This is a genomic window from Massilia aquatica (genome assembly GCF_011682045.1).
In the GTDB taxonomy this organism is placed as follows: Bacteria; Pseudomonadota; Gammaproteobacteria; order Burkholderiales; family Burkholderiaceae_D; genus Telluria_A; species Telluria_A aquatica.
The window spans coordinates 134,302-160,614 of the sequence record NZ_VVIW01000015.1 but is presented as its reverse complement, the minus strand read 5'-3'; the positions used below and the strand labels follow the sequence as shown (position 1 = coordinate 160,614).

Genomic DNA, 26,313 nt, shown 5'->3' with positions numbered 1-26,313 from the left:
ACTGGAGTACGGCGGAATCAACGTCGTTGTTATTAATTTTACAGCCCTGCCTCGTGTCGTTACTGCTGGTGGGATCGGTTATGAACGCAGCTTCGCGTCATGTTTCTGCTGAGCCGACGCAGCCAGCGCCTTCATGACGCCTTCGACCACATCGTCCTGCAGGGTGGTTTGAGTATCTTGCAAGCTAAAGCGGAAAGCAAGGCTTTTTTCGTCGGCCTCCAATCCTTTTCCGCGATATTCATCAAACAAAACAATGGCTTGCACAATCTTTCCTGCCGGATTTACGAGCAATTCCGCAGTGAACGCATCGAGCAGGTCCTGCGCCGCGAGCGTGCTTTTCACGACAAAGGCGAGGTCGCGCGTGGCGCCCGGAAATTTCGAAATCTCTTCATATTTTGGCACGGATCGTTGCTGCAACGCAATGGCATCCACCTCGAAAAGTACCGGCGCCTGCGGCAAATCGTACTTTTGCAGCCAGCGCGGGTGCAATTCGCCGATAAAACCGATTTCCTGGCCGTCCAGTTCGATCACGGCCGAGCGTCCCGGATGCAGGGCCGGATGCGCCGTTTTCACGAAACGCAGGGTGCGCGGCGCGAACAGGGCTTCCACGTCGGCTTTGACATCGAAATAGTCGACCGGTACCGACTTGACCGACCATTGTTCATCCAGCGCCGGACCGTAGGCGATCCCGGCGACACGCTTGGGCTGCTCGAAACCGGCGATCGAGAGCGGGCCGTCGACGGCTTGCGCATTGCGGCGGAAGATGGCGCCGACTTCGAAAGCACGCACCCTGCCCGCCTTGCGGTTCAGGTTGTAGCGTACGTTGGCGACCAGCGAGCCGATCAGCGAGGAACGCATCACGTTCATCTGGCTGGCGATCGGGTTGACCAGCTTGATCTGGTTGGTGTTGTCCGAGAAGTCAGTTTCCCATGCGGAATCAACAAAACTCATGTTGACCACTTCCTGGTAGCCGAGGTCGGCCAGCTGGTGGCGCACGGCGAACAGCGAGCGGGTGTTTTCGGGCGCGATGATCATCTGGCTGGCGGCCACCGGCGGCAGCGCCGGGATGTTCTCGAAGCCGTACACGCGCGCCACTTCCTCGATCAGGTCTTCCTCGATTTCGATGTCGAAACGGTAGGTCGGCGCGGTGACGGAAAACACGCCCGGCTCCTGGGTAAAAGGCAAGCCCAGGCGGGTGAAGATGTCGGCCACCATGGCGTCGGTAATCGGCACCCCGATCACTTTTTGCGCGCGCGCGGTGCGCAAGGTCACCGCTTTCGGCAGCGGCACGTTGACGATCTGGTCGTCGATCGGGCTGATCACGGTGTCTTGCGTGCCGCAGATTTCGACGATCAGCGCGCTGATGCGCTCGATGTGCTCGACGGTCGTGGCAAAGTCGACGCCGCGCTCGAAGCGGTGCGCCGCATCGGTCGAAAAATTAAAGCGGCGCGCGCGCCCCTGGATCGCGTTCGGCCACCAGAACGCCGCTTCCAGGTAGATATTCGTGGTGTCTAACGTCACCGAGGTGGAATCGCCGCCCATGATGCCGGCCAGCGATTCGATTTCCTGTTCATCGGCAATCACGCCAATCCAGTCGTCGACGTCCACGGTGTTGCCGTTCAAGAGCTTGAGCGATTCGCCCTTTTTGCCCCAGCGCACGTCGAGCGAACCATGGATCTTGTCCATGTCGAACACGTGCGATGGACGGCCCAGTTCCAGCATGACGTAATTGGAAATATCGACCAGGGCCGACAGCGGACGCTGACCGCTGCGCTCGAGGCGCTGGCGCATCCAGTCCGGGGTGGCGGCTTTGGCGTTCAGGCCGCGAATCACGCGCCCGGTAAAGCGCCCGCACAGGTCCGGCGCACTGATTTTCACGGGCAGGATTTCGCTGCCGTTGACCGCCACCTGGCGCGTTTGCGGCAAGACCAGCGGGGTGCCGGTCAGGGCCGACACTTCACGCGCCACGCCCAGCACCGACAGGCAGTCCGCCTTGTTCGGGGTCAGCTTGATGGTGAACTTGAGGTCGTTGAGCGCGAGGTAATCGCGGATATTCTGGCCGACCGGCGCATCTTCCGGCAATTCCATCAGGCCGCTGCTTTCCTCGGACAATTTCAGTTCCTTGGCCGAGCACATCATGCCTTGCGATTCCACGCCGCGCAGTTCGCCGACCTTGATCACGAAAGGTTTGCCATCCGCGCCCGGCGGCAGGATCGCGCCGGCCATGGCGCAGATCGCCTTCATGCCGGCGCGCACGTTCGGCGCGCCGCACACGATGTTGAGCAAGGTACCGGTGCCGACGTTGACCTTGCACACGTTCAGGCGGTCGGCGTTCGGGTGCCTGGCCACTTCCAGCACTTCGGCCACGACCACGTTCGAGAATGGCGGCGCGACCGCTTCGACTTCTTCCACTTCCAGGCCGGACATGGTCAGCAGGTGAGCCAGTTCATCCGAAGTCATCTTCGGATCGACCATGGTACGGAGCCAATTTTCGGAAAATTGCATAATCAGTGAACCTTGAATTAGTTAAATTGCTTCAGGAAGCGCAGGTCGCCTTCGTAGAACAGGCGCAGGTCGTTGATCCCGTAACGCAGCATCGTCAGGCGCTCAAGGCCGGAGCCGAACGCGAAGCCGATGAATTTTTCAGGGTCGAGCCCGAAGTTGCGCACCACCGTCGGGTGCACCTGTCCGGCGCCCGACACTTCCAGCCAGCGCCCTTTGAGCGGGCCGCTGCCAAACGCAATATCGATCTCGGCCGACGGTTCGGTAAACGGGAAGTACGACGGACGGAAGCGCACCTGCAGGTCGTCGGTCTCGAAGAAGGCCTTGACGAAGTTCAGGTACACGCCCTTGAGGTCGGCGAAGGAAATATCTTCGGCGATCCACAGGCCTTCGACCTGGTGGAACATCGGCGAGTGCGTTGCATCGCTGTCGACGCGGTAGGTGCGGCCCGGGGCGATCACCTTGATCGGCGGCGTGTGGGTGCGCGCGTAGCGTACCTGCATCGGGCTGGTGTGGGTGCGCAGCAGCAAAGGCTTGCCGGTGCTGTCGTTGCCTTCGATGTAGAAAGTATCCTGCATCGAACGGGCCGGATGGTTTTCCGGGCTGTTGAGCGCCGTGAAATTGGTCCAGTCGTTTTCGATTTCGGGGCCGTCGGCCACATCGAAACCGATCGAGCGGAAGATTTCCTCGACCCGTTCCCAGGTGCGCATCACCGGGTGGATGCCGCCCTTGGAGCGGCCGCGTCCCGGCAGGGTGATGTCGATCGCTTCGGCGTTCAGGCGCTCTTCGAGCTGGGCGTTGGCGAGCGCATCGCGGCGCGCGGTCAGGGCGGCTTCGATCCGGACCTTGGCGGCGTTGATCAGCGCGCCCTGGGTCTTTTTCTGTTCCGGGTCGAGCTTGCCCAAGCCCTTCATTTGCTCGGTAATCTGGCCAGTCTTGCCAAGGTACTTGGCTTTGGCGTTTTCCAGTGCGGCAGCATCTTCGGCGGCGATAAAGTCAGCCTGTGCCGAGACGACGAGTTCTTCCAGGGAGTTCATGCGATGTTTTTTTCCTGTTGAGCGAGACTGGCGCACGCGCCACAATCAAAAACGGGGCACAGGTTTGAACCTCTGCCCCGCTCTTTGCGCGCCACCCGGGGGCGGCACTTGCATCGATCATTGCTTACGCAGCGATCTTGGCTTTCACTGCTGCGACAATCGCGGCAAAAGCCGGCTTGTCCATCACAGCCATATCGGCCAGGACTTTACGGTCCAGTTCGATAGATGCTTTTTTCAGGCCGTTCATGAATACGCTGTACGTTACGCCGTGCTCACGGGAAGCGGCGTTGATACGGGCGATCCACAGGCGGCGGAATACGCGTTTCTTGTTGCGGCGATCGCGGTAAGCGTATTGGCCAGCGCGCATGACTGCTTGCTTGGCAACACGGTATACACGGCTGCGGCGACCACGGTAGCCTTTAGCTTGTACAAGAATTTTCTTATGACGGGCACGAGCTGTAACCCCACGTTTTACTCTAGGCATAGTAACTCCTTAATGTGAGTGGTGAGATTAAGCCGACGGCATCATACGCATGACGGACTTGACATCCGCTGCATCGACGTTCGTGATTCCGCGCAGTTGGCGCTTGCTCTTGGTGGTTTTCTTGGTCAGGATGTGACGTTTGAAAGCGTGACCCGATTTAACGGTTCCACCTGGACGCACGCGAAAACGCTTCTTCGCGGAGCTTTTGGTCTTCATTTTAGGCATAGCAGTTCTGTCCTTGTCGGACAGCTCCATTATAGGATTGCAGGTGGCAACGCTGTGCTGCACTTAGATGCCTGCTTTCACATTGTCTTCCGCCAGTGAAGGAGGAAGCCGGAGATCATAACACAGAAATCGCTGGAAAATGCAAGATTGTGAGGACGGAGTTTCTTTAGGGATACGACGCCTTGGTTGGTACCGGCACCCGTCGAACCGTCCTCCCCGCGCCAAGGCGACCCTCGGCGGGGATCCATGACACCTCTGCTTAACGGTGCTATGGGTCCCCGCCTTCGCGGGGAAGACGACTCAACAGGCAGCGGGGAAGACGGTGCTGAGGCTAGCCGATGACGCGCCCACAAAACAAAGCGCCCCTGGCACTTGCGTGGCGGGGCGCTTTTTTGCACAAGCTGCCTGGGCAGATCGTTCTTTGCTTATTTCTTCTTCTTCGGCGAGAGGATCATGATCATCTGACGACCTTCCATCTTCGGGAACTGCTCGACCTGGCCATACGGCTCGAGATCGGCCTTCAAACGTTCCAGCATGCGGAAGCCGATGTCCTGGTGAGCCATCTCACGGCCGCGGAAACGCAGCGTGATCTTGGTTTTGTCACCCTCATCGAGGAACTTCATCAGGTTTTTCAGCTTGATATTGTAATCGCCATCATCGGTACCCGGACGGAATTTGACTTCCTTCACGAGGATGATCTTTTGCTTCAATTTGGCTTCGTGCGCCTTCTTCTGCTCCGAATATTTGAACTTGCCGTAGTCCATCAGACGGCATACCGGTGGTTGCGCGGTTGGCGCAATTTCCACCAGATCTACGTTCGCTTCTTCGGCCAGACGAAAAGCCTCAGCCAGGCTCACAATGCCAAGCGGCTCGTTTTCCACCCCGGATAAACGCATTTCGGGGGCAGTGATTTCGCCATTGATGCGATGCGACTTGTCAGTAGCTATGTTGTTTCCTTTTAATATCTGATGAATTAGCCGCGTCGAGATTTAACTCGTCAAGCTTTGGAATCGACCTCGTGTTTGAGGCGCTCCACCAGGGCATCGATGGACATGACTCCCAAATCGACATTGCCACGAGCTCGCACGGCCACAGTGTTGGCATCCCGCTCTTTGTCACCGATCACGAGGATGTACGGCACTTTTTGGACGGAATGTTCACGTATTTTAAACGTAATTTTCTCGTTGCGCAAATCAGCGTGAACGCGGTACCCGAGTTTGCGCAACTTGGTGGCGATTTCCTGGGTGTAGTCGGCCTGCGCATCCGAAATATTCAGCACCGATACTTGCACTGGCGACAACCAGAGTGGCATCGCGCCGGCGTAGTTTTCGATCAGGATACCGATGAAACGCTCGAGCGAACCGACGATCGCGCGGTGCAGCATGACCGGCACCTTCTTGGTGTTGTCCGGCGCGGTGTACTCGGCGCCCAGGCGGCCCGGCATCGATGGATCGATCTGCACCGTGCCAACCTGCCATGCGCGGCCCAGGCTGTCTTTCAGATGGTATTCGATCTTCGGACCATAGAAAGCACCCTCGCCCGGCAACTCGGTCCATGCCACGTTGCAGGCGCGCAGCGCGCTGCGCAGCGCTTCTTCGGCGATGTCCCAGCTTTCTTCGGAGCCGATGCGGCTGTCCGGACGCAGGGCCAGCTTGACGTCGATATTCTCAAAACCGAACGCGGTGTAGACTTCCATCGCCTGCGCATGGAAAGCGGCGACTTCGCCAGGAATCTGTTCGTCGGTACAGAAAATATGGCCGTCATCCTGGGTAAAGCCACGCACCCGCATCATGCCGTGCAGCGCGCCGGACGGCTCGTTGCGGTGGCACTGGCCGAACTCGCCGTAGCGCAGCGGCAGGTCGCGGTAGCTCTTCATGCCGGAATTGAAAATCTGGATGTGACCAGGGCAATTCATCGGCTTCAGTGCGTACGAGCGGTTTTCCGACTCGGTGACGAACATGTTTTCGCGATAGTTATCCCAGTGACCGGTCTTTTCCCACAGGCCGCGGTCCAGAATTTGTGGCGCCTTGACTTCCTGATAGCCATTGACCTGGTACACATTGCGCATGTACTGCTCAACCTGTTGCCAGATGGTCCAGCCCTTCGGATGCCAGAAGATCAGGCCCGGCGCTTCATCCTGGAAGTGGAAGAAGTCGAGCGACTTGCCCAGCTTGCGGTGGTCGCGCTTTTCCGCCTCTTCCAGGTTGTGCAGGTAGAGTTCCTGGTCTTCCTTCTTGAGCCAGGCGGTGCCGTAGATACGCTGCAGCATTTCGTTCTTGGAGTCGCCGCGCCAGTAGGCGCCCGCCACCTTCATGAGCTTGAATACTTTCAGCTTGCCGGTGTTCGGCACGTGCGGGCCGCGGCACAGGTCGGTGAAACCGCCTTCGGCGTACAGCGACACGTCTTCACCGGCCGGAATCGACGCAATGATCTCGGCCTTGTAGGCTTCGCCGATCGATTTGAAGTAAGCGACAGCCTCGTCGCGCGGCAATACCGTGCGCGTGACTTTCTCGTCTTTCTTGACCAGTTCGGCCATTTTCTTTTCGATCGCCACCAGGTCTTCCGGGGTGAACGGGCGCTTGTAGGCGAAATCGTAGAAGAAACCGTTCTCGATCACCGGGCCGATGGTGACCTGGGCTTCCGGATACAGCTCCTTGACGGCGTAGGCCAGCAAGTGGGCGGTGGAGTGACGGATCACATCCAGGCCTTCGGCATCTTTATCGGTGATGATGGCCAGATCGGCGTTTTGCTCGATCAGGAACGAGGTATCGACGACTTTGCCGTCGACTTTGCCGGCCAGCGCCGCTTTGGCCAGGCCTGTACCGATGCTCGCTGCAACCTGGGCTACGGTGACTGGGCCATCGAACTGGCGCTCTGAACCATCGGGAAGGCGGACTGAAACCATGCTGTTCTCCTGAACGAAACTGCTATTTAAGTACAAACAAAAACGCGGACGAAAAAAAACGCGGACTAGCCGCGTTTTTTCATTTTGAATAAGCAAAAGAAAACACCTCGACTAGCGTCGCTGGAACAACTCCGTCGTAGTTCGCGGTGTCATAACCATGGTGCCTTTCTCTCTCTTACTCAGTACTGCATGTTCTGGTGGGCGGTGAGGAATTCGAATCCCCGACCCCTTGGATGTCGACCAAGTATTCTAACCAGCTGAACTAACCGCCCGAAGACCAGCATTATAGAGAGCCATTCCCCGAATGACAAGCGCTTTTTAAACACGATGTTTAAGCGCCTTGAAGTACCCCGCCTGGCGACAGGGAAATGCGCCGGCGTTTTCTATTACACTCCTGCCATGCACGCCAAACCCACCCCCTCCTCCGCCCACCTGCACGCCCATCACAAGGGCGATGCCAAACATACCCACGTTGCCGTCGGCCGCAGCCAGGGCGCGCTCGCCTTCGCCCTCGGCCTGACCCTGGTGTTCGCCGTGGTCGAAGTAGTGACCGGCTTCATCTCCAATTCACTGGCGCTGATATCCGACGCCGGCCACATGGTGACCGATGCCGCCGCGCTCGGCCTGGCGCTGCTGGCGCAACAGATTGCCAAGCGCCCACCCTCGGCGCGCCACTCGTTCGGCTTCGGCCGCGCCGAAGCACTGGCCGCCTTTGTCAACGCGCTCGCCATGCTGGCCGTGGTCGGCTGGATCGTGTTCGAAGCGCTGCACCGCTTCCGCAGCCCGCAGCAGGTGCAGGGCGGCACCGTGTTCGTGGTTGCCGCCGTCGGCCTGGCAGTCAACCTGCTGGTGGCGTGGCTGCTCTCGCGCGACCAGGAAAGCATCAACACCCGCGCCGCACTGGTGCATGTGATGGGCGATATTCTCGGCTCGATCGCGGCGATTGCCGCCGGCGCCGTCATCTACTTCACCGGCTGGATGCCGATCGACCCGCTGCTGTCGCTGTTTGTGTCGGTCCTGATCCTGCAGTCGACCATCGGCGTGCTGCGCGACTCCTACCATGCGCTGATGGAAGGCGTGCCGAACCAGATAGATTATCTGCAAGTCGGCGCCGACCTGGCGGCCATGCCTGGCGTGCTGTCGGTGCACGACCTGCACGTCTGGGACATGTCGCCCGGCCAGCCGGCCCTGATCGGCCACCTGCGCATCGGCAACCTGCGCGACTGGCCGGAAGTGCTGGCCACGGTCAAGGACATGCTGCTCGCCAAGCACGGGATCGACCATGTGACCCTGCAGCCGGAAGCGCACGACTAGCTGCTGTAAGCCCTGTCTTACCCGGCGGCGGGAGCCGCACCGATGCCGCCCCGCCCCAGCCTTCCGGATAATGCGTCCATGATTCCGTACACCCCCTCCCCCATCATCCACGACACCCTGATCATCGGCGGCGGCCCCGGCGGGCTGACGGCGGCGATTTACCTGCGCCGCTTTCGCCGCAACATCATTCTGGTCGACAAAGGCAACAGCCGGCTCGGTTGGATTCCCGTCACGCATAATTATCCGGGCTTCCCGGACGGCGTCCACGGCCAGGAATTACTCGACAAATTACGCGACCAGCTCAAGCGCTACGAGGGCGAGGTGATCGAGGGCGAAGTCACGCGCCTGGTCCGTGAAGACGACTGCTTCGTGGCCGCGTACGAGGGCGGCGAAATCCGCGCCCGCACGGTGCTGCTGGCGACCGGCATCGCCGACACCGGCATGCCGATCGAGAAATTTTTAGAGGCCGTGGCCTGCGGCGCGGTCCGCCTGTGCCCGGTGTGCGATGGCTTCGACGTGCTCGACCAGAAAATAGCCGTGGTCACGTCCGACACCAACCCGGTCGGCCATGCCCTGTTCATGCGCACCTTCTCGGCCGACGTGACGCTGTTCGAACGCACCAGGACGGCCCTGGTCGAACCGGCCGACCGCGAGCGCCTGACCAGCGCGGGCATCCGCTACGTCACCTCGCCACTGCAAGGCGTGACCATGAGCGAGCGCATGACGCCGGTCATGCATACGGAAGACGGCGAGTCCTGGCACAGCGACGTGCTCTACCCCATGCTGGGTGAAACGGCGCGCTCCGACCTGGCGGTGGCGCTCGGCGCGCGGGCCGCCGCCTGCATGGAGCTGGAGGTTGACGACCATCAGCAAACGACGGTCGAGGGGCTGTACGCCATCGGCGACGTCGCCAAAGGACTGAACCAGATAAGTGTAGCCGCCGGGCAAGCTGCGGTCGCGGCGACCCGCATCCACAATGTCTTGCCCCATCATTTTCGCGACCGCCCCGCATAGCGCAGGGGGCCGCACGGCAGCAAAAACAAATTGCGCTAACGCCAAGGTAGTGACAATATAGGCCACGCCACTGGCCCAGGACGTTAAAAACGAGTCGCCAGTTCACTTGCGAAAGATTACTATCATGGCAACTATCGCGCACGGCAGCAAACACGCATCGCAGGCTAACGACCGCGATGCCTACTTCAGCTGGCCCATCTGGCTCCTCAGCGTTTCACTGCTCACCTTTGTCCTCGTGGTACCGTTTTCGGGTCTTGCGGGCATGCTGGTGCTCCCGGTCGCCCTGCTCGGCGCACTGTGCTCCGTGTTCGGGCTGGTGCGCGCCCTGCTGCACCACCGCTGGCGCCGCGCCGCGGCCATGGCAACCTATATCGTCGTGCTGGCGGCATTGTTTTCGGTGCCGCAACTGCTGCAAGCGACCGTGGGACGCGCCTCGAACGTGGTGCATCTGATGTCGGAAGGGCAAAGCTTCGATAAAAAACTGCTCACCCATCCACCCGGCAAGCGCCCTGTGCTGGCGTACGACTGGAGCACGATCGGCACCAATACCACCTACGTCATCTACGACGCCAGCGGCCGCATCGCCGAGCCGCAAGACAGCGCGGCGTGGACCAGCAGCGATCTGTCCCTCTTTTCCGAGTGCGCCGGGCGCGTGGTGCCGATCATGGGGCATTTCTACCGCTGCGATTATTAAGCGCTTGCCAGCGCAGGCGCCCGTGCACAGGTGCCGCGCGAGCGAGCTCATTTTGCGGACGGAAGTGACGGCATTATCTGCCGCAAGAGCGACTGGTCAATGTGTCCGTTGACCAATTTGCGGCTCAGTTGAAGATCCGGATACACGCGCTGCGCATCACGCTGCCCGAAAATCAGCCATTAGTCTCCGGTCCTGGCGGATAAATCCCTCGTCCCACAGGGATTCATGCCGCCGCTAACGCGATTTAACACTGGCACGGTCGGAGGGAGATTGCTTTTTCCAAATACCCTGCCCACGCGCACGGTCGCGTCTTCAATCAGCACGCCGTCCGTCTTTTGCGCCGCCGACGATACCACGTTGGCGACAAACATCACCCGCCCATTCGCCGCCCCATCAACGTAATCGGCAATGGCGATCGGCGGGATATCGCATGCGCTCGCCGGAACGGAACAGGCCAGCAGCGCCACCATCATCAGTCGACCTGAACCCATCCGCCACGCTCCCATTTTCATTACTTGCCAGCATTGTTCACTGCGGTATTCAAGCCTAACCCGGCGCGGCAGTTCAGCCAAGCTAATCCGCCCGCACATCCGCTTTTGCAACAGTTATTTTAGTGTGGCATTACCGGAGGGCGCGAGGCCGTTTGCGCCCTGTTGCCATTTTTGATAAAATGAGAATCATTCGCATCTGCCTTGACGGCAGCGCACCACATCCGCAGCACATCGTTGACAAGCCAGGCGCAGTCTCCAAGCCAGTGACGATTTCTCTCACACCAGGAGTTTTTGCATGCCTCGCCGTATCAACACGTCCGTCTCGTCCTTTTCCCGTCCACGCCTGCGTCCGCTGGTCCTCGCCCTGTCGGTGGCGCTTGGCCATTTTGGCGCCGCCAGCGCCGCCGACGAGGCGCCCGATGCACCCGAGGCCGCCGTCCTGCCGGTCATCACCATCACCGGCGCAAACGACCACAACGGCTACACGGTGCGCGAGAGCGACAGTGCCAGCAAGCTCAACCTGACCCTGCGCGAAACCCCGCAATCGGTTTCCGTCGTCACGCGCACGCGCATGGATGATTTCCGTCTCGATACCGTCAACGACGTGCTGGCCAATACTACCGGCGTCACGGTCGAAAAGGTCGAAACCGAACGCACCTATTATGTTGCACGCGGTTTTGACATCATCAACTTCCAGGCCGACGGTGTCGGCACGCCACTGGTATTCGGCAACATGATGGGCAACCTCGATACCGCCCTGTTCGAGCGCGTCGACATCGTGCGCGGCGCCAACGGCCTGGCGGCGTCGACCGGCAACCCGTCGGCGACCGTCAACTTCATCCGCAAGCGTCCCGGCGCCGCCTTTGCCGCCAACGCCGGCCTGACGCTCAGTTCATGGAACACGCGCCGCATCGACGCCGACGTATCGAGCCCGCTCAATGACAGCGGCAGCGTCAAGGGCCGCGTGGTGGTCGCCAGCGGCCAGGCAGATTCCTACCTGGACCGCTACAAGACGAAAAAGAACGTTGCCTACGGCATCGTCGAAGCGAAACTGGGCCAGGATACCCTGCTGAGCATCGGCCACGCCTGGCAAGACAACAAGTCCAACGGCGGCATGTGGGGCGCCCTGCCCCTGTACTACACCGATGGCAGCCCGACCGACTACCCGACCGGTACCAACACCTCGGCCGACTGGTCGTTCTGGGATAGCACCACCCATGGCAGCTTTATTGAGCTGAACCACCAGCTGGGCCAGGGCTGGGCGCTCAAGTCCACCTTGAGCCACAACAAGGAATCCTCCCGCTCGAAATTGTTCTACGTGTACGGCACCCCGGACAAAGCCACCGGCGCAGGCTTGTTTTCGTACCCGTCAGCCTACCGCTCCGACCACAGCCAGACCTTGTTCGACATCGGCGCGAGCGGACAGTTCAACCTTGGCGGGCGCCAGCACGATCTGTCTTTCGGCGCCAGCTGGTCGCGCTCGCGCCTGGATGACTTTTCCAGCTACGGCCGCGGCAGCGGCACCCCACTCACGGCGGCCACCGACTTTACCGGCGCCTATCCATTGCCGGAATTCGACGACCACTTCGACGGCAGCACCTACGAAGACGTGCGCAAGACCGTGTACGCGGCGGCGCGCTTTGCACTGGCCGACAAGGTCAAGCTGCTGACGGGTTTTAACTCGACCAAGGCCGAGTCGACTGGCCTGTCCTACGGCAGCAGCAAGCAGAAATCGGCCAGCCAGACCTCGCCCTACGTGGGCCTGGTGGTTGACGTGCTCCCGCAACTGAGCCTGTACACCAGCTACACCGAAATTTTCAGCCCGCAGAGCGAGCAGGACATCAACGGCGTGGCGCTCGATCCGATCATGGGCAGCAGCGCCGAGGCCGGTTTCAAGGGCGATTTGTTCGGCGGCAAGGCCAGCTACTCCGGTGCCATCTTCCGCGCGCGCCAGGACAATACCGCCGAGCAGGTCGACATGAACGGCGGCAAGGCTCACTATCGCGGCATCAATGCCGAATCGACCGGCGCCGAAGTCGAAGTGACGGGTGAACTGGCCAACGGCTGGCTGGCCAGCATCGGCTATACCCACCTGAAAGTGGAAGATAGCGCGGGCAAGGCCACCAAGACCTACGTGCCGCGCCGCCTGCTGCGCATGTCGACGACCTACCGCTTGCCGGCCGTGCCGCAGCTCAAGATTGGCGCCAACCTGAACTGGCAAGGCGACATCGAACGCGCGCAGGGACCGGGCATCGTCACGCGCCAGGACAGCTACGCCACCCTGGGCCTGATGGCACGCTACGAGATCGACCGCAACATGACGCTCGCGCTGAACCTGAACAACGTGACCGACAAAAAATACCTGACCTCGCTGTACTGGAGCCAGGCCTATTACGCGGCGCCGCGCAGCGCCAGCGCCACCCTCAACTGGAAGTACTGATATGCGCCCTGCACTGGTCATCCTCCACCGCTGGTTCGGACTCGGCGTTGCGATCTTCCTGTTCATTTCCGGTGCGACGGGCGCCCTGATCTCCTTCGATCACGAGCTCGACGCGGCGCTCAATCCGGACCTGTTCCACGCCCACAGCGGCGAGACGGCCCAGCGCCAGATCCCCGGCGCCGAACTGGCGCGCCGGATCGAAGCGCTTGACCCGCGCGTGCGCATCGGCTACGTCATGACCGAGGTCGAGCCGGGCCACACCTCCATGATGTCGGTCGAAGGCACCATCGATCCGGCCACCGGGAAGCCGCATGAGCTGGGCTTTAACCAGATCGGTGTCGACCCCGTGACCGGCAAGATCCAGGCCAGGCGCCAGTGGGGCGAAATTTCGCTCTCGCGCGAAAACCTGCTGCCGTTCCTGTACAAGCTGCATTACTCGATGCATATTCCGGAAGTGAGCGGCGTCGAACTCGGCATCTGGTTCATGGGCATCATTGCCATCGTCTGGGTGCTCGATTGCTTTATCGCCCTGTATTTGTCGTTTCCCAACTTCCGCAGCTGGCGCAAGTCGTTCGCCTTCCGCTGGAAAGCTGGCGGCCCCAAGCTCAATTTCGACCTGCACCGCTCCGGCGGCGTCTGGGTCTGGCTGCTCTTGCTGGTGTTGGCCATCACCTCGGTGTCGATGAACCTGACCGACCGCGTGGTGCGCCCGCTGCTCTCGACCGTATCCACGCTCAGCCCCGATGCGTTTGCCTCGCGCACCATGAACCCGCCGGAAAAACCGATTCCGGCGCTCATCGGCCGCGAGCAGGTCATGGCGCTGGCCCGTACCGAAGGCAACAAACGCGGCTGGACCGCCCCGGTGGGCGGCGTGTTCTACGCCTCCGCATTCGGGCTGTACGGCGTCGGCTTCTTCCAGCCGGGTAACGATCACGGCGATGTCGGCCTGGGCAATTCCTGGCTGTATTTCGACGGCAAGGATGGCAAATTCGTGGGTGACCGCGTACCGGGCACGGGCAGCGCAGGCGATATCTTCCTGCAACTCCAGTTCCCCCTGCATTCCGGCCGCATTGCCGGCCTGCCGGGCCGCATCGTCCTCTCGTTCCTGGGCGTGGTGGTGGCCATGCTCAGCGTCACCGGGGTGATTATCTGGGTGCGCAAACGGCGTGCGCGCCTGCTGGCGGCGCGTGCCCCCGCTGCCAGCCCCGGCCCGGCGCCTGCTCCGGCCCGCCAGCCGCTGCCTCAGAACGCCAGCACCGTACTCGAATGAGATAGCCGGCGCTCGCGCCAGTGGCACCCGGGCATTATCCGGGTGCCACTGGCGAGGCCGGATAATCGCGTTCCTTGTACATCAACTCGCAAATTGCCGAGCGCAAGCCCTCCCCTGCCGTCGTACCCTCTGGCGCGAACGACAAATACGCCGCGCGCGGCCCCATCGCGGGCCAAGGCGGCAAGCCGCTGCCGTTCGGATCGCCCTTGCGCAGAAAATTGGCCCAGTAGCGCTGCAGCGGCGCCCAGGCGCCTTCGACCGCGGCCGCCGGCACCGCGTTATAGACGTAGTGCATCTCGCTGGTATGTTCGGGCGGCCTGCCAGAGCCGGGCACGCCAAAACCGAATTCGTAACGCCACACTTTCGGGGTCGCCTTGAGCATGCGCGATGTCAACCAAGTTACCGGGCAACGAAACCACATATCGGTCATGAGCTGGGTGGGAATGCTGCCCAGGCGCGCATCGTCGCCGTAGAGCGCGCGCGCGGCGCTTGCCTGCTCCCCGAACGCCGACGCCAGCATGGCCGGGATGACTGCCGGCTTGCGGTCGGCCCCGAGTTCCTGGCGGTTGCTGCCGATGATGATGGCAATGCCGCGCCCGGCGCCCCTGGCATATGCCTCGTGATAGGCGTACGGCAAAACATAACCATCGACGACCTGTTGTCCCCATAAAAAGGTCGGATCGATCCCCGCCCGCAGCGGCAGCTTGAGTCCGGCCTTGATTACCGCCTCGGCCGGCAACGCGCGCAACTGCGCCAGGCCGGCCGCGCCCTGCGGCAACTTGAGCCGCTCCAGCACCACCTTGCCGACCTCCTCGTTCTGCTGCGCCGTCATGGAGGCGCCCGGCGCCGCCGCTTGCAGTATGGCTTTCTGGAACAATCCCTTCGCCAGTGGCGAGATGGTCAGCAGCAGCGCATCGAAGGCGCCCGAGGAATTGCCGCTGATAGTGATATTGCCAGGGTCGCCGCCGAAGGCCGCGATATTGGCCTTGATCCACTTCAGCGCGGCAATCTGGTCCAGCAGGGCATAATTGCCAGACGACTTGTTCGGGCTTTCTTCGCGCAGCGCATCCAGGCCCATGAAGCCAAACAGACCCAGCCGGTACTGGATCCTGACCATCACGACGCCTTCGCGGTGAATCGCGTCTTCCGCCATGTTGCCCGCCCCGGCGGCGGAGTTGGCGCCGCCATGGATATACACCAATACCGGTAGCCTGGTCTTGCCGGCGGCGGGCGCGCGGATCGAGAGCGACAGGCAATCTTCGCTGGCGCCGGCGAGAAAATCGCCGTTCCAGCCGACATTTTCCTGCACGCAAGCGGAGGCTGGCTTGCGCGCGTCGAGCACGCCGCTCCACGGAGCGCGCTCGACCGGCGGTTTCCAGCGCCGCTCGCCTGCTGGAGCGGCCGCGTAGGGGATGCCGTAATAAATGGTGCTGCCGTCCGCCATGGCCAGGCCGGCAACGCTGCCGCCGCTCACCTTCACGCTTCCCGGTGGTGCGGGGGATGCCGTTACCGCCGCTGCCAGCATGCCAGCCAGCACGAAATTCGCCATTCCCGGTCCCCTTGTGATTGCACTGCAACTGATTTTGCGCCCGCCATGCTGCGGGTGCAATACCAAAAAGTGCCAGAGACAACACTTTATTCAAGCCCAAGCATTCACCTGGGCGCGTGCGCAGAAAGCGGTCCTTTCGAAATTACATCGAGCGCGTCTCCCGAAGCACCGGCTTGATCAGTTCAAAGGAAAAATGGTCCGCACTGAAGCATGCGGTCATGCCAGCCTTGATGAGAACCCGGTCGCGATTCGTAATGTAATGCGGCATTGCGTTCACCCCTGCACCGGCACCAGCCGCAGAGGAATGCGCGCCAGCACGCCAGCGCCGAAGTCTTCATAGAACGGCAAGTCCTGCCGGTGCGCGTAACCAATATAGCAGTCGCATTTGCGCAGGCGGCTGCACGGCTTTTCGACGAGCATGTTTTCCAGGCGATCCTGGTACAGATTGCCCAGGCGCTGCGGCAGGAAATGGCAGCGCTGCACCTCGCCGTCGCCATCGACCGACAGCGCCTCCGCGCCGGCCCGGCAGGCTTTTCCGCGTGACATCTCGGGATTGCGGCTGTAGCTGAACCATGGGTCGATGGCGTCGAGCCAGGCCAGGTCCTCGGCCTGATAATACCCCGGCCCGCGCCGGTCGTAGGCGTTGAGCCACAGATATTGCTGGCCCGGCAAGGCAGCGCGCAAGGCGCGGATATCGTCGAAATGCTCGCGCATGGCCACGATGCCCACTGAAAAGTGTATCCCCATGCGCGCCAGCCGCGCGCAGCGCTCGATAAAGCGCTCCAGCCGCACCTGGCTCGGATGGTAAGTGCACCACAGCCCCACCTTGCCCCGCTCTGCCTGCTCCAGCCATGCCAGCGGCCCCGACAGATTGGTCTGGATCGCCACCTGGCGCACATGGTCCATGCCGGACAGGGCCGTGATCGCATCGCGGTAATGGCGCCGGATCATGCCCTCGCCCCATGGCGTGAACAACACGCTGATGGGCCGCTCCTGCGCGCCCACCCAGGCGACGAAGCGCGCCACCTCGGCCGCGTCGCGCGCCAGCTTGGCCCGGCTGTCGCGCCGCTTGGCGAAAGGGCAATAGGCACAATCGTAATTGCATCCGGACAGCGTGCCGCGGTACAGCAGCGAGAGCACAGGCTGCGCCGATGACGCCCCGGGCTGCGCTGATTGCGCCCCCGGCTGCACCGGCTCCTCCGGCTGGCCGGACTGGCCCGCTTGCGGCGCCGGCTGCGCCTGGCCAAGCGCGGCAGCCGGCAGCATGTTCACCATGTCGTGCCGCCGTCCGCCATCAGCTGGCGCACGTCGTCCGACGCCAGCCATGGGCCAATGGTATCGGCGTATTCGTAGCCGCGATCGTTCAGGCGCAGGATCACGGCGCCCTCTTCCAGCAAGCCCAGCTCGCCCAGTTCATGCAGCTGCGGCAAGTCGCGCATGCAGTCGCCGCCGAAGCGCTGCGTGTACGCGGCAGGATCGAGCCCGGGGTCGGTCAGCAGCGACTGGATCACGTAACGGCGCCGCTGCTCGTCCGGCCCCAGCGCAAACCCGTGGTGCGCGTGGGTAAAGCTGTCGGCGTCCAACGCCAGGTAATTGTCGATGATGCCGATGGTGTCGGCCCGCCCGACCGCGTAATCGGTCGAATAATGCAGGTCGCGCGTGTACGAGCGCGCACCGGTGCCGAGCCCGACCATGCCATCGTTCTGGCAGCAGTAAGACGGCCCGCTCTCGCTCGGGGCGTGCGGTGCGCGGAACATGCGCATCGACACCTGCACGTAACCGCGCGCGCGCAAATGGTCGCGCGCCGCCTCGTACAGCTGCATGCGGCTGTCGCCTTCCTGGTTCAGCACAATCGGATCGAATGAGGCCGCCCCCTTTCTGTTCGCAATCTTGCCCAGCCCCGTATGCTGGCGCACGTACAGCGGATACAAATACAGTTCCTCGGGCCTGAACGCCAGGGCGCTGTCGATCGACGCCAGCAAGCTCTGCACCGTCTGCCCGCCGATACCGTAAATCAGGTCGAGATTAAGCGTCGGAAAACCCGCCTCGCGGATATGCCCGATTGCCCGCGTCACCACCTCGTTCTGCTGCGGCCGCGCCAGCGAGCGCATCTCGGCCGCCGCGAAGCTCTGGATGCCCAGGCTCACCCGGTCGATGCCCATGCTGCGGCATACCGCCATGCGCTCGGGCGTGACGGTTTCGGGCGAGGCTTCGATGCCGGCCGGCGTGGTCTGCAAATCGATGCCAAGAATATCGCGCGCACCATCGAGCAGCGTTTGCAACTGCGCCGCCGACAGGAACGTGGGCGTGCCGCCGCCGAGCGCGAAGCGGGCAAACTGGCGCTCGCCCAGCACCTGGTCGAGTACACGCATCTGTTGGACCACCTGCGCCACATAACGTTCCACCATCTCGGGACTGGGGCGCGCCATCGCGAACAGATTGCAGAAGCCGCAGCGCATTTCGCAGAACGGAATGTGGATGTAGGCGAACAGGGCCGAGCGGTCCTGCGCCGCCCACAGCTGCGCCAGCGAGGCCGGCGCGGCCAGCGTGCGGTACGCCGCCTTGTGCGGATAGGAATAGGAATACGCCTGGTACGGCGTGTGACGCATGCGCTGGGCGAGCGTGCCTGGGGTGGCGGGATGATTCATGGCGTCGCTCCGGTAAAGTCGATAAAGAAATGGGCGTATGGAACATTCCACACGGTTTCATGGGCGATGCGATGGCCGTGAAAGCCATCTTCCCCATACGCGCTGCCATGGTCGGAGCAGACGATGACAAAGGTGGGCGCGCGCGCCGCGCAGGCCGCGAACAGCGGCGCCAGCGCCCCGTCCACATAGCGCAGCGCGGCGGCATGGCTGTCCAGATTGTCGCTGGTGCAGCCCGGCAGGTAGCCCCGGTTGGGCGAATGAATCGCCGCCACATTAATGAACAGGAACACGCGCTGCTGGCCGAGCGCGTCCAGGCGCGCGATCGCCAGCGCCACCTGGCGTTCGGTCGAATGCAGGCCGTCCACGCCGAGCGAACGCTTCCAGTGGCTTTCCTGGAACATGCCGGGCAACACGCAACCGAGCGCGGTCTCCTTGTTGAAAAAGCCGACCCCGCCGATGCAGATGGTGCGGTACCCTGCGCCAGCGAGCCCGGCCGGCACGCTCGCGTGCGCGAATTCGTGCGTGTGGGCCGAGGTCGTCTCGCTGCCCCTGAACGAGGTGGCGAACAGGCGCGCATGGCGGCCCGGATGGTCGGGCGTGGGCAGGAAGCCGGCGAAAAACGCGTGATGCGCCGCGTACGTAAAGCTGGCAGGGCTGTGGCGGCGCTCCCAGCCGCCGGGCGGCAGGCGCGGCCCCAGCACCGGCAGCTCGCCCGCGTCGTACAGGCGCTGGGCCACGTCGTAGCGCAGGGTGTCGAGCGTGATGAACACGATGTCGTGGCTGCCGACCACCCGGTTCATGTCCGGAATCGAACGGGGATCAGGCTTCATGGGATGCAAAACCTTGCAACTGGGCTGCGTAGGTGTCATGCCCCTGCCACAGCAGCTTGGGCAGCAGGTCGCCGAAGGCGTTCGCTTCGAGCACGTGGGCGCGCCCTTTGCGCACGACCAGATCGAGTCCGATCACATGGCTCTGCGGAAAAGTCGCCGCCGCCGCGCAGGCTGTCTGCTCCAGCACGGCCAGGTCTTTTTCGCTCAGCAGGCTGGCCACATCGGCGCGCTGGTTGTCGAGGTGCAGATTGGTCATCATGCGCGTGCCGACCCGCGCCACCCGGTGCGCGGCCTGCCCGCCCAAGGTCACGACGCGCACATCGAAATGCCCATTGCCATGGCGCGGCTTGGGAATCCACGCTTCAGCATAGGTTCGCTGGCTCGCCAGCAGGTCGATCAGCTGGGCAATGTCAGCCTGCGCGTTGTAGGTGCGCAGGCGCTTGACGTTATACAGGCGCGCCCCGCCATGCCCCTGCACGAGGTCGGCCGAACTGGTCGCTTGCTCGGCTCCGCGCCCGTTGCGCCGGTACGCCACCACGCCGGACGCACTCGATCCGTAACGCGTTTTCAGGAACACCTGTTGAAGGTCGTGCTCATCCAACACGGCGCGCAGGTGCGCATAGCCTTCGATGGGACCGAGCAAACGCGGAACCGGAATGCCGCGCGCGGCAAAATGCCGCTGGCAAGCCAGCTTGTCGGTCATTAGCAGCAGTTCGTCTGGTACGTTCATTACTTGGACATGGGGCAGCGCCGAAAGTTCAGCCGCCACGCGCCGCAGCGCCAGCGACAAGCCGGCAAACCATTCGCCCGAGACGGCAATTTCGCCCATCTCCGGCAGGCGCGGCACAGCGCGGCCGAGAGCCTCGCAGCCCTGCCGCATCAGCCGCGCATGCACGCGCGCATCGTCGCCCGGCGAATCAATCTTGAGCACGCAAGGCTGCGCCAAGCTGGCCGCCAGCAGGGACGGCTGTTGCAGCCATTCGCACCAGTCGAGCACCCGCGCCGGCGGCAGCCCGAGTCCGGCGCGCGCCGCCTGGGTCAGCTTTTCGCGCTTGCCGCCACGCACGCCCAACAAAACGAAGGGCATGGATTCGCGGCCGCCATCGCCTGGCATGCACGCCACGCCGGCTGAACCCTACTCGGAGACAGCGACGTAACGATCGCCGTCGTCTTCTTCTTCGTCTTGCGGATCGGACAGATCGACAGTGATCGGCAGCGACTTCAGCTTTTCCTGCCATTCTTCGGAAATGTAGTGATGCTCCAGGTCCAGGGTCTGCAACTTGGGCACGTACGGGCTGTTGAACAGGGCTTCGGCGCCGACGTCGCCAAGGGTGCCGAGCGACAGGTCGAGGGTCTTCAGGCAACCGACCAGCTCGTAGCCCGCCAGCCACACCGCCAGTGCATCGGCGATTTCGGCATTGCGCAAGCCCAGGTATTCCAGGGTCGGCGTGCGCAGCTTGGCCACCAGTTTCTGGTACAGCGCCACATCGCCCGAAAAACCGTATCCCTCGGTACCGAGCCACAATTCCAGATGCGCCAGCGCCGGCATTGTTGAGGCGGCCAAGGCTTCGGCTACGCTGGACGGCAAGCCGCCACTTTCGATGGTCAAGGTACGCAACTTGGCGTGGGTGAACGGTTGGAAAACCAGCGAGTCGGTACCGCGCACGCGAAGCTCTTCCAGCTGCGGGAACGCGCTCAGCAGCGGCGTCAGATCGCTCTGCACAATCCAGGAAATTTCGCGTTCTTCGTACGTCATGTCGCCGATGAACAGGGCGCGCAGGTTCGGCAGTTCGCCGGCGTGCTGGACCAGGGTTTCGACGAGCGAGGCCGAGCTGACATCCGATTCGTCGCTCCACGCGCCGATGATGAGCGCGGTCAGCTGGGTTTTATCGATGCGGCCGAGGAATTCTTCGATCAGCTCCGGCATCGTCTGTTCATCTTCGTAATCGAGCGACAAACGATAGACGATATCGTCCGACAAGGTGACCGGCTCGGCGGGATCGTACTCCGTGACCGTCCGGTTGAAAAAGGTGACAGTTTCTTCTGAAATCGGCATGGTGTGCTTCCGCAAAAAGGTAGAAGCCGGTGGCGCCCGTCGCCCTGGCAATCTTGAAATTTTACCATGCCATGGAAATATTTCCGCCTTGACTACGCGGCGCAACGGACGCCAACAACAAAAAAACGCAGCCCTGGCACAGGCTGCGTTTTTTGTTCCGTACAAACCGGCTTAGGCCGCCTGCTGCTGCGTGCCCACGAGAATGAGCTCGGCAAAGGCGTCGAGGTGGTTCGCCGTCCACACCGAGGTCATGGCATACGGGTCGCTGTCGCCAGCGCCGGCGATCAGGCTATGCATGCTGATAGTAGACACCAGCACGCCCGACTGGTCGATCAACTGCACTTCCTTCATGTTGACCCTGGCATAGTCGGCGATGGTGACTTTGGCGAACGAGACCTTGTCATTGACATAATTGATCACCAAATCCTTGCCGCTGATACTGGCCTTCACGCCCTCCGCCTGCATCGTCACGCCCGGGAAAATGCTGTTGGCCGCAAACTGGAGAATGTCGTTGCCGCCCGCGCTTTCGTAGATCGTATCCTTGCCGTCGCCCATCGAGACCACGTAGGTATCGGTGCCGCCGTCGCCGCGCAAGTCGTCGTTGCCCATGCCGCTGTACAAGGTGTCATTGCCGGCGCCGCCGTGCAAGTCGTTGTCTCCGGCGTACTTGTAGCCGATCAGATAGGCGAGGAAACCGCCGACCAGGCCTTCGGCGCCATTGAAATCGCCGAAGTCCATGTCCAGCCCCAGCTTGTCGGTCAGCCACGCCAGCCCGTCGAAGGTCGCCTCGCTGCCTGCGGCAACCTTGCTGCCGAGGAAGCTGGCGCTATCGGCCAGCGCGCCGGCCACGTCGGCGTCGGCCACGTAGCCGAACCCCTTGCCGATGCCGGCCAGCGCCGTATTGACACCGGTCGAAACGCCATTCATCGCATCCTTGATGCCGCCGGCCACGTTGAAGTCGCCCAGTTCCACCCCGCTCACGCCCGACACCGCGTCCTGCGCCTTGCCGCTCACGCCGTCCAGGCTGGCGCCCAGCGCACCGGCGCTGGCCGTGGCCGCCGCCAGCTTGGCCTTGATGCCCGGGCCCATCTGGTCCCAGCCGGCCGACAGGTCCTTGAGCATGGTCTCGCCCAGATACTTGCTGACATCGGCAAAGCCGGCGCCGACCGCACCGCCCAGGGTGGCCGCATTCTTGCCCAGCAACTGGGTAAGCACGCCCCAGCCCATCCCCATCATCACGTCGTCGCCATTGCCGCCGCTGATATAGGTGCCGGCGTTGGTGGCGAACACCGTATCGTTGCCCTCGCCGCCCAGCAATACATTGCCGACCAGATTGAGTTTGCTCAGGCTGCCGCTGGTCAAGGCTTTCACTTGCGACGAAGCAAAGTTATAGTTCATCGCCGCGCCGATCCAGTCGCCGGACGACTCGTAGTCGTTCTCGACCAGGCTTTCGACCGCGTTGAACACCGTCATTTCGGACAGCCCGATGATGACGTCGTTGCCCGCCCCGCCGATGGCGATATTGTTCTGCGCCGCAGTGACGATCACGTCATTGCCCTCGCCGCCCATGCCGACCGTGGTGGTGCCGGCCAGCACCAAGGTATCGTTGCCGCTGCCGGTGTGCACGAAATTAAAGCCCGTATCGGCGTTCACCTTGGTCGACGACACCACTTCGCCGGCGCCGTTGCGCGTTTCGCTCTTGTAATCGAGCTTGCTGCCGGCATTGACCACGATCACGGTATCGTTGCCGCCGTCGGCCACCAGCACATTGTGCGAACCGTACAGCACGGCGGTATCGTCGCCGCCGCCGGTCCAGGCCACGTTCGCCTGCGTGTCGAACTTGGTGGTGCTGGTGGTGGTGGTGTCGGCGCCTTCCTTGCCGCTCTCGGTCTTTTTCTCTTGCGAGCCATACGACGCCATGACCAGCACATCCTTGCCGCTGCCGCTGATCGCGATATTGTCCTTGCCGACGACGGTCATGACGTTGTTGCCGTCGCCGCCCAGGACCACATTCAGGTTCGACTTGCTGGTCCCAAGCGAGCCCACGCCGATCGCCGTGAGCACATCGTTGCCGCTGCCGCCGCTGAGCAGGTTGCCCTTGCCGACGGCGGTGACGACATTGTTGCCCTCGCCCGCCACCAGCACGTTATAGGAACCGAGCGCGGTCACCACATCGTTGCCGGCGCCAGCCACAATGCCGGTCTTGCTGCCCGCCGCGCTGAGGACGTCGTTACCGGCCCCGGTCACCAGCAAATTGTTGCTGCCCAGCGCAGTGACGACGGTCGCACTGCTGCCGCCGACCACCACATTGTTCTTGCCCATCACGGTCACCACCTCGGTGCCGCCCTGGCTGGTCGCCGCGCCGCCCAGGCCGGCCTTGCCGACCAGGTCGACCGCTGCGACACCGGCCGCGACCGCATCGACCAGCCCGACGGCGGTGGCCGCCACCTCGGCATAATTCCCGGTGACCACCAGGTTGTTGTTACCGGCAGCGGTCACGACATCCACGCCGCCGTCCGCCCACACGATATTGTTGGCGCCGGCCGCCGTCACCACGTCGTTGCCCGCGCCCGCCCATACCACATTGGTGGAACCGAGCGTCGTGACCACGTCGTTGCCGCTGCCGGTATAGACCACATTGGCCCCGCCAATGGCGGTGACGATATCGTTGCCGTCGCCCTTGGCCAGGTTATTGCCGAGGAATTTGGAGATCGTGCTGGTGGCGCTGCCGGCCGTGGCCTTGTCCAGCTTCTTGGCCAGGTCGGCGATGCCGTCGCCCACGCCGGTCAGCACCACGTTGGCGCTGCCCAGGGTCGTCACCACGTTGTTGCCGGCTGTATTGATCACCAGGTTGTTCGCGCCGATGGCCGTGCTGACATTATTGCCGCCGTTGGCCAGCACAACGTTGTTGCCGCCGATCGCCGCCACCACGTCGTCCTGCGCGCCGGTATAGATCACGTTGGTGCCGCCGACCGCGATCACCACATCCTTGCCGCTACCGCCCTGGATGGCGCCGGTCAGCTTGCCGGTGGCGCTGTTGACGGCCGTGGCGATGGTCTTGTCCGGCACCGCGCCGGCCAGTACCTTGCCCAGGCCGCCGCTGGCGGCGTCGAGCATGGCGCCCACTTCGGTCAGGATCACATTCGCGCCGCCGACCGCCGCCACGGTGTTGCCGCCGGCCGTGGTGGCGACCAGGTTGCCCATGCCGGCCGCCAGCACGGTATTCTTGCCGCCGTTGGCGAGCACGACGTTGGTGTTGCCCACCGCCGCCATCAGGTTCGCGCCGCCGTTGACGGCCAGCGCATTGGTATTGCCGAGCGCGCCGATCTTGTTGTCGCCGCCGCCACTGGCCACCACGTTCAGCAGGCCGCCGACCAAGATGCTGTTATTGCCGCCCGCGCTGCCGAGCGCGTTGCCGCCGCCACCGGCGATGATGCTGTCGCCGCCATCGCCGGCAATCACCACGTTGACACCGCCCAGCACCACCAGCTTGTCGCTGCCGTTGCCGATGGTCAGGGTGTTGCTGCCGCCGTAGGCGTTGATCTTGTCATTGCCGTTGCCGCTCGTCACGATGTTGGCGCCGCCGCCCACGGTCACGCTGTTGGCGCCATGGCCGACCGACACGGTATTCACGCCGCCCATGGCGACCACGGTATCATTGCCGTCGCCCGCCCTGATCACGTTCGACAAGCCCGCGGCATTGGCGCTGTTGTTGCCGCTGCCCAGTTCCAGCAGGTTCGATCCGCCGCTCGCGTTGACGCTGTCGTCGTGGTTTCCGGTGCGCACGATATTCGAGGCGCCATCGACCTTGACGGTATCGTCGCCGTCGCCGGTATCGATGATATTGCTGGCGCTGCTGGCCACCACCTCATCGTTGCCCTGGCCGGTGCTGATCTCGTTCGACACGGCGCTCACGCTGACCTTGTCGGCGCCGTTGCCGCTGCTGATCTTGTTGGAGACCCCATCGGCCTTGATCACATTGGCGCCGTCGCCCGCGTTGACCACGTTGCGCCCGCCACCGACCGTGATGCGGTCGCTGCCGTTGCCGGCATTGACGACATTGCTGCCGCCGCTCAGGTTGACGCTATTGTTGCCGTTGCCGACATTCACGTTGTTGCTGGCGCCGCTCATCTCGACCTTGTCGTCGCCGTCGTTGGTATTGATGGTGTTTTTGGCGCCGTTACCGGTCACTGTATCGTTGCCGCCGCCGGTGTTGACCGAGCCCGACAGCGCGTTGTAGCTGATCGTGTTGTGGCCGTGCCAGTCGGTCACCTTGACCGCGCCGCCCGCCGCCACATTGATGCGGTCGTTGCCGCCACCGCCATCGATCTCGGCGCTCGCGCCGGCGCCGATCGAGATGGTATCGTCGCCTTCGCCGCCGGACAGGACGTTGTCTGCGCCGGCGCTGACCGACAGGTTATCGTTGCCGTTGCCGCCGTCGAGCTTGTTGTAGCCGCCAACCTGCACGCTCAGCGTATCGTCGCCGTCTTCGCCCTTGAGCACGTTGTACGCGCCGGCCGTGACGCGCAGGGTGTCGTTGCCGCCACCACCATACAAAAAGTTGCCGCCCACCGAACTGGAGGTGAAATTGTCGTTGCCGTTGCCAAAATTCTTCTTCGTATAGCCGAGTTCCGCAATGTCTTCCGCGATCTCGCGCGCCGCGTTGCCCATGTCGTTGAAGCTGTTGCCGATATCGTCGATGCCGCCGCCGATATCCTTGACCGTGTCGTTGACGACATCGTTAAACGACTTGCCGACCTTCTTGACCGTTTTCTTGACCCATTTCGTGAAACCCATTTTCTCTCCCAAATGCATGATGGCTGTCTGCCGAGCCTGCATATTGACGAGCAAATG

The 26,313-nt window shown here is 62.7% G+C and carries 19 protein-coding genes and 1 tRNA gene; 5 read left to right on the top strand and 15 right to left on the bottom strand.

Annotated elements, in window-relative coordinates; all coding sequences use genetic code 11:
• Window positions 1-78: 78 nt before the first annotated feature.
• The 7 genes from pheT to F1609_RS22605 all read right to left on the bottom strand — a co-directional run bounded on the left by pheT (window position 79) and on the right by F1609_RS22605 (window position 7,425).
• The gene (gene pheT / locus F1609_RS22635) at window positions 79-2,505 is read right to left on the bottom strand and encodes a phenylalanine--tRNA ligase subunit beta (protein WP_167078915.1); all 2,427 of its coding nucleotides are present in this window, start codon (window positions 2,503-2,505) and stop codon (window positions 79-81) included.
• A gap of 17 nt (window positions 2,506-2,522) precedes the next feature.
• Window positions 2,523-3,539 (bottom strand): phenylalanine--tRNA ligase subunit alpha, encoded by a 1,017-nt coding sequence (gene pheS, locus F1609_RS22630; RefSeq protein WP_167078914.1) that lies wholly within the window; start codon window positions 3,537-3,539, stop codon window positions 2,523-2,525.
• A 124-nt stretch (window positions 3,540-3,663) separates the two neighbouring features.
• The gene (gene rplT, locus F1609_RS22625; RefSeq protein ID WP_054262959.1) at window positions 3,664-4,023 is read right to left on the bottom strand and encodes a 50S ribosomal protein L20; all 360 of its coding nucleotides are present in this window, start codon (window positions 4,021-4,023) and stop codon (window positions 3,664-3,666) included.
• Window positions 4,024-4,050: 27 nt separating this feature from the next.
• Entirely contained in the window at window positions 4,051-4,248 is a 198-nt protein-coding gene (gene rpmI, locus F1609_RS22620; protein WP_054262960.1) for a 50S ribosomal protein L35, read from the bottom strand.
• A 425-nt stretch (window positions 4,249-4,673) separates the two neighbouring features.
• On the bottom strand, window positions 4,674-5,213 hold the full coding sequence (infC, locus tag F1609_RS22615) for a translation initiation factor IF-3 (RefSeq protein WP_099878062.1): 540 nt from the start codon (window positions 5,211-5,213) through the stop codon (window positions 4,674-4,676).
• 32 nt (window positions 5,214-5,245) lie between these two features.
• Window positions 5,246-7,153 (bottom strand): threonine--tRNA ligase, encoded by a 1,908-nt coding sequence (gene thrS / locus F1609_RS22610; protein ID WP_167078913.1) that lies wholly within the window; start codon window positions 7,151-7,153, stop codon window positions 5,246-5,248.
• Window positions 7,154-7,348: 195 nt separating this feature from the next.
• Window positions 7,349-7,425, bottom strand: a tRNA-Val gene (locus F1609_RS22605).
• Window positions 7,426-7,552: 127 nt separating this feature from the next.
• Here F1609_RS22605 and F1609_RS22600 point away from each other — a divergent pair.
• From F1609_RS22600 to F1609_RS22590, 3 genes are all read left to right on the top strand, one after another.
• Window positions 7,553-8,467 carry a cation diffusion facilitator family transporter gene (locus F1609_RS22600; protein WP_167078912.1) on the top strand — a complete coding sequence of 305 codons (915 nt, stop codon included), beginning with the start codon at window positions 7,553-7,555 and terminating at the stop codon, window positions 8,465-8,467.
• A gap of 78 nt (window positions 8,468-8,545) precedes the next feature.
• Entirely contained in the window at window positions 8,546-9,481 is a 936-nt protein-coding gene (locus F1609_RS22595) for an NAD(P)/FAD-dependent oxidoreductase (RefSeq protein ID WP_167078911.1), read from the top strand.
• A gap of 124 nt (window positions 9,482-9,605) precedes the next feature.
• Window positions 9,606-10,175: a hypothetical protein gene (locus F1609_RS22590; protein ID WP_167078910.1), complete on the top strand. Its 570-nt coding sequence runs from the start codon at window positions 9,606-9,608 to the stop codon at window positions 10,173-10,175.
• Window positions 10,176-10,354: 179 nt separating this feature from the next.
• Here F1609_RS22590 and F1609_RS22585 read toward each other — a convergent pair whose 3' ends face one another.
• Entirely contained in the window at window positions 10,355-10,747 is a 393-nt protein-coding gene (locus F1609_RS22585) for a hypothetical protein (RefSeq protein WP_167078909.1), read from the bottom strand.
• Window positions 10,748-10,961: 214 nt separating this feature from the next.
• Between F1609_RS22585 and F1609_RS22580 the strand changes: the two genes are divergently transcribed.
• A complete protein-coding gene (locus F1609_RS22580) occupies window positions 10,962-13,106 on the top strand; it encodes a TonB-dependent siderophore receptor (protein WP_167078908.1) in 2,145 nt (714 codons plus the stop codon).
• Window position 13,107: 1 nt separating this feature from the next.
• Window positions 13,108-14,376 (top strand): PepSY-associated TM helix domain-containing protein, encoded by a 1,269-nt coding sequence (locus F1609_RS22575; RefSeq protein ID WP_167078907.1) that lies wholly within the window; start codon window positions 13,108-13,110, stop codon window positions 14,374-14,376.
• A 34-nt stretch (window positions 14,377-14,410) separates the two neighbouring features.
• Here the strand turns inward: F1609_RS22575 and F1609_RS22570 are convergent, their stop codons facing one another.
• The 7 genes from F1609_RS22570 to F1609_RS22540 form a co-directional block, all read right to left on the bottom strand.
• Window positions 14,411-15,925: a carboxylesterase/lipase family protein gene (locus F1609_RS22570; protein WP_167078906.1), complete on the bottom strand. Its 1,515-nt coding sequence runs from the start codon at window positions 15,923-15,925 to the stop codon at window positions 14,411-14,413.
• 273 nt (window positions 15,926-16,198) lie between these two features.
• Window positions 16,199-17,200, bottom strand: a complete 1,002-nt coding sequence (locus F1609_RS22565) for an STM4011 family radical SAM protein (RefSeq protein ID WP_229422005.1) — start codon at window positions 17,198-17,200, stop codon at window positions 16,199-16,201.
• Window positions 17,194-18,573, bottom strand: a complete 1,380-nt coding sequence (locus F1609_RS22560) for an STM4012 family radical SAM protein (protein ID WP_167078905.1) — start codon at window positions 18,571-18,573, stop codon at window positions 17,194-17,196. Before F1609_RS22560 ends, F1609_RS22565 begins: the two co-directional genes overlap by 7 nt.
• Window positions 18,570-19,403: an STM4013/SEN3800 family hydrolase gene (locus tag F1609_RS22555; RefSeq protein ID WP_196785479.1), complete on the bottom strand. Its 834-nt coding sequence runs from the start codon at window positions 19,401-19,403 to the stop codon at window positions 18,570-18,572. Before F1609_RS22555 ends, F1609_RS22560 begins: the two co-directional genes overlap by 4 nt.
• Entirely contained in the window at window positions 19,393-20,490 is a 1,098-nt protein-coding gene (locus F1609_RS22550) for an STM4014 family protein (RefSeq protein WP_167078904.1), read from the bottom strand. Before F1609_RS22550 ends, F1609_RS22555 begins: the two co-directional genes overlap by 11 nt.
• Before the next feature lie 48 nt (window positions 20,491-20,538).
• Window positions 20,539-21,459 (bottom strand): STM4015 family protein, encoded by a 921-nt coding sequence (locus tag F1609_RS22545; RefSeq protein ID WP_167078903.1) that lies wholly within the window; start codon window positions 21,457-21,459, stop codon window positions 20,539-20,541.
• A 171-nt stretch (window positions 21,460-21,630) separates the two neighbouring features.
• Complete coding sequence (locus tag F1609_RS22540) at window positions 21,631-26,256, bottom strand: beta strand repeat-containing protein (protein ID WP_167078902.1); 4,626 nt, start codon at window positions 26,254-26,256, stop codon at window positions 21,631-21,633.
• Window positions 26,257-26,313 lie beyond the last annotated feature (57 nt).

What these genes read in the sequence shown, in the direction of transcription:
- F1609_RS22590 (WP_167078910.1), top strand. Translation starts at nt 9,606, where the DNA reads ATGGCAACTATCGCGCACGGCAGCAAACACGCATCGCAGGCTAACGAC.
- rpmI (WP_054262960.1), bottom strand. Translation starts at nt 4,248, where the DNA reads ATGCCTAAAATGAAGACCAAAAGCTCCGCGAAGAAGCGTTTTCGCGTG.
- F1609_RS22565 (WP_229422005.1), bottom strand. Translation starts at nt 17,200, where the DNA reads ATGGTGAACATGCTGCCGGCTGCCGCGCTTGGCCAGGCGCAGCCGGCG.
- rplT (WP_054262959.1), bottom strand. Translation starts at nt 4,023, where the DNA reads ATGCCTAGAGTAAAACGTGGGGTTACAGCTCGTGCCCGTCATAAGAAA.
- pheS (WP_167078914.1), bottom strand. Translation starts at nt 3,539, where the DNA reads ATGAACTCCCTGGAAGAACTCGTCGTCTCGGCACAGGCTGACTTTATC.
- F1609_RS22550 (WP_167078904.1), bottom strand. Translation starts at nt 20,490, where the DNA reads ATGCCCTTCGTTTTGTTGGGCGTGCGTGGCGGCAAGCGCGAAAAGCTG.
- thrS (WP_167078913.1), bottom strand. Translation starts at nt 7,153, where the DNA reads ATGGTTTCAGTCCGCCTTCCCGATGGTTCAGAGCGCCAGTTCGATGGC.
- F1609_RS22545 (WP_167078903.1), bottom strand. Translation starts at nt 21,459, where the DNA reads ATGCCGATTTCAGAAGAAACTGTCACCTTTTTCAACCGGACGGTCACG.
- F1609_RS22600 (WP_167078912.1), top strand. Translation starts at nt 7,553, where the DNA reads ATGCACGCCAAACCCACCCCCTCCTCCGCCCACCTGCACGCCCATCAC.
- F1609_RS22570 (WP_167078906.1), bottom strand. Translation starts at nt 15,925, where the DNA reads ATGGCGAATTTCGTGCTGGCTGGCATGCTGGCAGCGGCGGTAACGGCA.
- pheT (WP_167078915.1), bottom strand. Translation starts at nt 2,505, where the DNA reads ATGCAATTTTCCGAAAATTGGCTCCGTACCATGGTCGATCCGAAGATG.
- F1609_RS22560 (WP_167078905.1), bottom strand. Translation starts at nt 18,573, where the DNA reads ATGAATCATCCCGCCACCCCAGGCACGCTCGCCCAGCGCATGCGTCAC.
- F1609_RS22575 (WP_167078907.1), top strand. Translation starts at nt 13,108, where the DNA reads ATGCGCCCTGCACTGGTCATCCTCCACCGCTGGTTCGGACTCGGCGTT.
- F1609_RS22555 (WP_196785479.1), bottom strand. Translation starts at nt 19,403, where the DNA reads ATGAAGCCTGATCCCCGTTCGATTCCGGACATGAACCGGGTGGTCGGC.
- F1609_RS22540 (WP_167078902.1), bottom strand. Translation starts at nt 26,256, where the DNA reads ATGGGTTTCACGAAATGGGTCAAGAAAACGGTCAAGAAGGTCGGCAAG.
- F1609_RS22580 (WP_167078908.1), top strand. Translation starts at nt 10,962, where the DNA reads ATGCCTCGCCGTATCAACACGTCCGTCTCGTCCTTTTCCCGTCCACGC.
- F1609_RS22595 (WP_167078911.1), top strand. Translation starts at nt 8,546, where the DNA reads ATGATTCCGTACACCCCCTCCCCCATCATCCACGACACCCTGATCATC.